The following is a 3,712-nucleotide window of genomic DNA, read 5'->3' as shown; positions in this document are numbered from 1 at the left end:
CAACGCTTTGCCTGCCAGACCGATGCCGAGACGGCAATGAAAGTCTTTAGCAAGACGTTAAAAACAACCCGCATCAGTGAGTTTGACTGTATAGCCCACCCCGTGTTCTTAGGTAAAGGTCGCCCCAAAAAAGGACAACAGCCAGCATACTATGAATACCAACTCGATGGGCTGATAGCCACCTGTTTGGATAAAGTTGGAATAGCTCAGGCGCAAACCGGGATGTTTATCCTCGCAACCAATGATTGTAGCGGGGAACTCAGTATGCAGACAGTGTTAGATACCTACAAATCCCAGCAACATGTTGAGCGGGGATTTCGTTTTCTCAAAAGTCCGGAATTTCTGACATCCTCACTGTTTCTGAAGAAACCGGAAAGGATTGAAGCGCTGCTCATGGTGATGACGTGCAGTCTGATGATATACGCCGCCCTTGAACACCGGATCCGAACGTCATTAAAAGAAAGACAACAATACTTCCCTGACATGAAAAAGAAACCGTCCCAGAAGCCAACGGCACGATGGGTATTTCTGTGTTTTAGTGGGATCCACGAAGTCAGCATTGGTGACTCTCCCCCCGTAATCACAGACAAACAGGAGCGCCAGCAGGTGATCATTGATGTACTTGGCACATTATACCAAGAGATTTATTCCTGAATTTGATGCGGAATGTCGGCTTTATCGCTAATTAGGTTCGAAATGGTATTAAGTATTTCTGACTCAGAGCGCTCGTCTACGGTTATCGTTAAACTCTGTTTTGCTTCTTTTGCAGAGGAATTTTTGCCAACCACACAAACTGCGCCCGCTGCTAACGATTCTGTTACAGGTAAACCCCACCCTTCGCAGCGACTTAAATACAGCGAAAAAAGACAATTTTCATACAATGCTTTTAATTGTGAATCACTAACGTTTTGAAGATGAACTACATTGAATCGAGTTCCTTCTGCCTCTATGATTTGTGTCACTGCTCTTGCGCTGGCCATCCACCCTGTTTTACCAACAATCACTAATTTAGGGCAAGAAGTACCAAGGCGCTGTGACAACGTTTGCCAAACGTGAAGCGCCGTTAAATGATTTTTTCTGGGTTCGATGGTGCCAACCATTAACACGAACCCTTGCGGTTTTAGTCCAACTTGCTCAATGTAATCAAAATCTAACTGTTGAGTATCTTGAGAAAGAAATGCGGGCCGAATATTAAGGTCTGCTACCGTAACGCTGTTTTGATAGTTGGTATGTGATAGCACTGCTTGCTTGGTTTCCTCTGAATTACAAATTAAACCATCGGCCACCGCCAAACAATTTAATAACCAGTGCTTTATTGAATAACAATGAGTATCCTCAAAAAATTCAGGGCTTTGTAAGGGCAGAAGGTCGTGCATATAAAAAACTAACCTTACCCCTTCATTTTTTAATCGCTTTAATTCGCTATAAAGACCTGGAATTCCCCACGTTGCACCAAGAAAATAGATAACGCTATTGGCGGAAAAGCTTGCTGTTGGCCTGGTAGCTATGCTCAACTTAAATGTATTTAGTCGTTGAGTTAACGCATTGTCTTCTTTAAAAAGAAGAACGAACTCGTGAAGAGAAACAACAACATAGCCGTATTGACTGTCGTAATATAGTGCCGACAGTTGGTGAGCGCTTTTTTCTGTCATCGCAACAGCGCGCAACGCCTCTAACTGCACACGCTGTATACCCGTGATAACCCCAGCATGTAAATAAAATCCAACCAAATCTGTAAAATCGTAAAAACGCTCACAGAGAACACCTGACTCTCCCGCCTCCTCAACAATACTTTTGAGTTCACTTGCAAATTTTGGCGCAAAATTAACGAGAGAATTATAGTAATGCTTGTTTATCTTTCTTGCATATTCTGCAATATCTGAACAGCTTACTGCTTTCAAATATAACTTAACTTCATTGAAAAAAACTTCGTCTGCCAGTAATGCATTAAACTCAACGTTCAGCGGTTCAACAATTTCACTTAAATTGCCTACTTTCAAATTGTTAACTATTTTAATTACGTTATCAAAAAATACTGACGATGTTTTGAACTCGTTAGGATGCGGGGCTCTTTCTTTGTTAATTACGTCCGTAGTTTCCTTATAGCTCCGTTCCATCATTGAATTCATTTCTGCTGAGCTATTGAGCGTCAAAAAATCACATAATGAACTTAATACAAGGCGCCTATCAGATGAACTAATAAAACTTTCATATGAAATAATTAGGCAGCGTTCTGGCTCTCTTAAGCTAACCAATCGCCATACTAGAATCATCATTTCTATATAGGGAAATACGCCATATTGCCCCCTATCCCATGAATTATCATCTTTGTTGTTAGCCCGCGTATACCAAGAATGTTCTACGTCCCTAATTGGGCGTAGTATTGCAATAATGTCTAATGATGCATCTTGCCGAGAAAACGTGTCTTCAATTCGTTCTAAATGGAGATAGGATCTAGGACAGGGCAACCGCATGAGTGCTCACTAATTAATCATGCCACTAAAACCCGCAGTTAGCACAGCTTCCAGATAGCTGGCTTTCATCCAAGCCCGTTTTTGCTTGGCGGGTATGCTGCCTTTTGATGACTCTGCCCGCAACATGTTTAGCGCTAAATGGCGTAGCATCGACCAGTTTTCGGCACCGTGATTCTGGTGTATCTGGCAGTCGTCTTCACCCATGCTGACATCCAGTACCCAATGTAAGCTGTTCTCTACAGCCCAGTGGGAACGTACTGCTTCGGCTAGTTGCTTCTCACTTAATGGTGCGGAGCTGATATGGTAGCGATACGTCAGTTCAGGTGCTTTGCCTTGTTGTTGGCGGAAGCTCATGCTCATGCCAAGCGTCTTTAACTCAGGCCATTGCGGGAACGCTTTGCTCACCTCATCAGCACTTAACACATGGTATGTCCGGGCTTCTATGCGACCCCGCTTTTGCTCGAAGGTTAAGCCACCAAGTGGTGCTTCCCGTGTCTCAGTAAACGCATCCTCGACTGCTTTACAGAGCTTGCCCTGATTGCTTTTGAGTGTGAACAGGTAATCACCACCTTGCTCGACTATTTGCTCTGCGATGCTGGTCTGGCAGCCCATAGCATCAATTGATACCAAGGTGTCCTGAACATCAAGTAACTGAATAAGCTCAGGGATTGCTGTAATTTCGTTCGACTTCTCTGAGGTTTTAACCTGACCTAAAACGACTTTATTGGTGCAGGCAAACGCGTTGACCATGTGTATCGTTGATTGGCGGTCACCGCGCTGGTAGGAGCTTCGCAGCGTTTTACCGTCAATCGCAATCAATTGTCCTTCGGTGCTTTCATGTACAGCCTGCATCCAGTTGATAAAGCAAGCTCTAAACTGCTCTGGGTCGAGACGCGAAATGGTACGGGCAATAGTGTCATCAACGGGGACGCCATCGCGCAAGTAACCATGTTGCTGGAACCAGCCAATATGACCGTCGGCATAGTCCCGGATATCGCTCCACCCTTCGGCTCCAGCGACGACACCACATAAGGTGATAAACAAAATATCCTCAAGTGGATAGGTCACTTTTGCTGATTGACGCGTGTCAGATAATTCCCCAAAGTGGGTGGTGAAGGCTTCGATATACATGGTTTTACTCCCCAAAAAGAGAGTATAAGATCACGACTAAACCGGATCGTCAAACTGATCGTTTAGTTTCCTCCAACTGGTTAATAAATATTCACGATCTCACCCTG

3 protein-coding genes are annotated in these 3,712 nt (G+C 44.1%); 1 reads left to right on the top strand and 2 read right to left on the bottom strand.

Going from position 1 to position 3,712, the window contains the following annotated elements; translation table 11 throughout:
* Window positions 1-654 (top strand): IS1634 family transposase (locus C6Y40_RS08105; RefSeq protein WP_146129520.1); only part of this gene is annotated, 654 nt, incomplete at its 5' end.
* On the opposite strand, the gene C6Y40_RS08100 is transcribed toward C6Y40_RS08105, so the two are convergent.
* Window positions 645-2,474, bottom strand: coding sequence for a glycosyltransferase (locus C6Y40_RS08100; RefSeq protein ID WP_105934141.1), 1,830 nt, complete (start codon window positions 2,472-2,474; stop codon window positions 645-647). The two genes, C6Y40_RS08105 and C6Y40_RS08100, sit on opposite strands and share 10 nt — an antisense overlap.
* Window positions 2,475-2,483: 9 nt before the next feature.
* Window positions 2,484-3,605 (bottom strand): ISAs1 family transposase, encoded by a 1,122-nt coding sequence (locus C6Y40_RS08095; protein WP_105933256.1) that lies wholly within the window; start codon window positions 3,603-3,605, stop codon window positions 2,484-2,486.
* Window positions 3,606-3,712 lie beyond the last annotated feature (107 nt).

The sequence above is a fragment of the Marisediminitalea alba genome, assembly GCF_002993365.1.
Classification (GTDB): domain Bacteria; phylum Pseudomonadota; class Gammaproteobacteria; order Enterobacterales; family Alteromonadaceae; genus Alteromonas; species Alteromonas alba.
The sequence above is the reverse complement of the archived record's forward strand: the minus strand, read 5'-3'. Positions and strand labels throughout refer to the sequence as shown.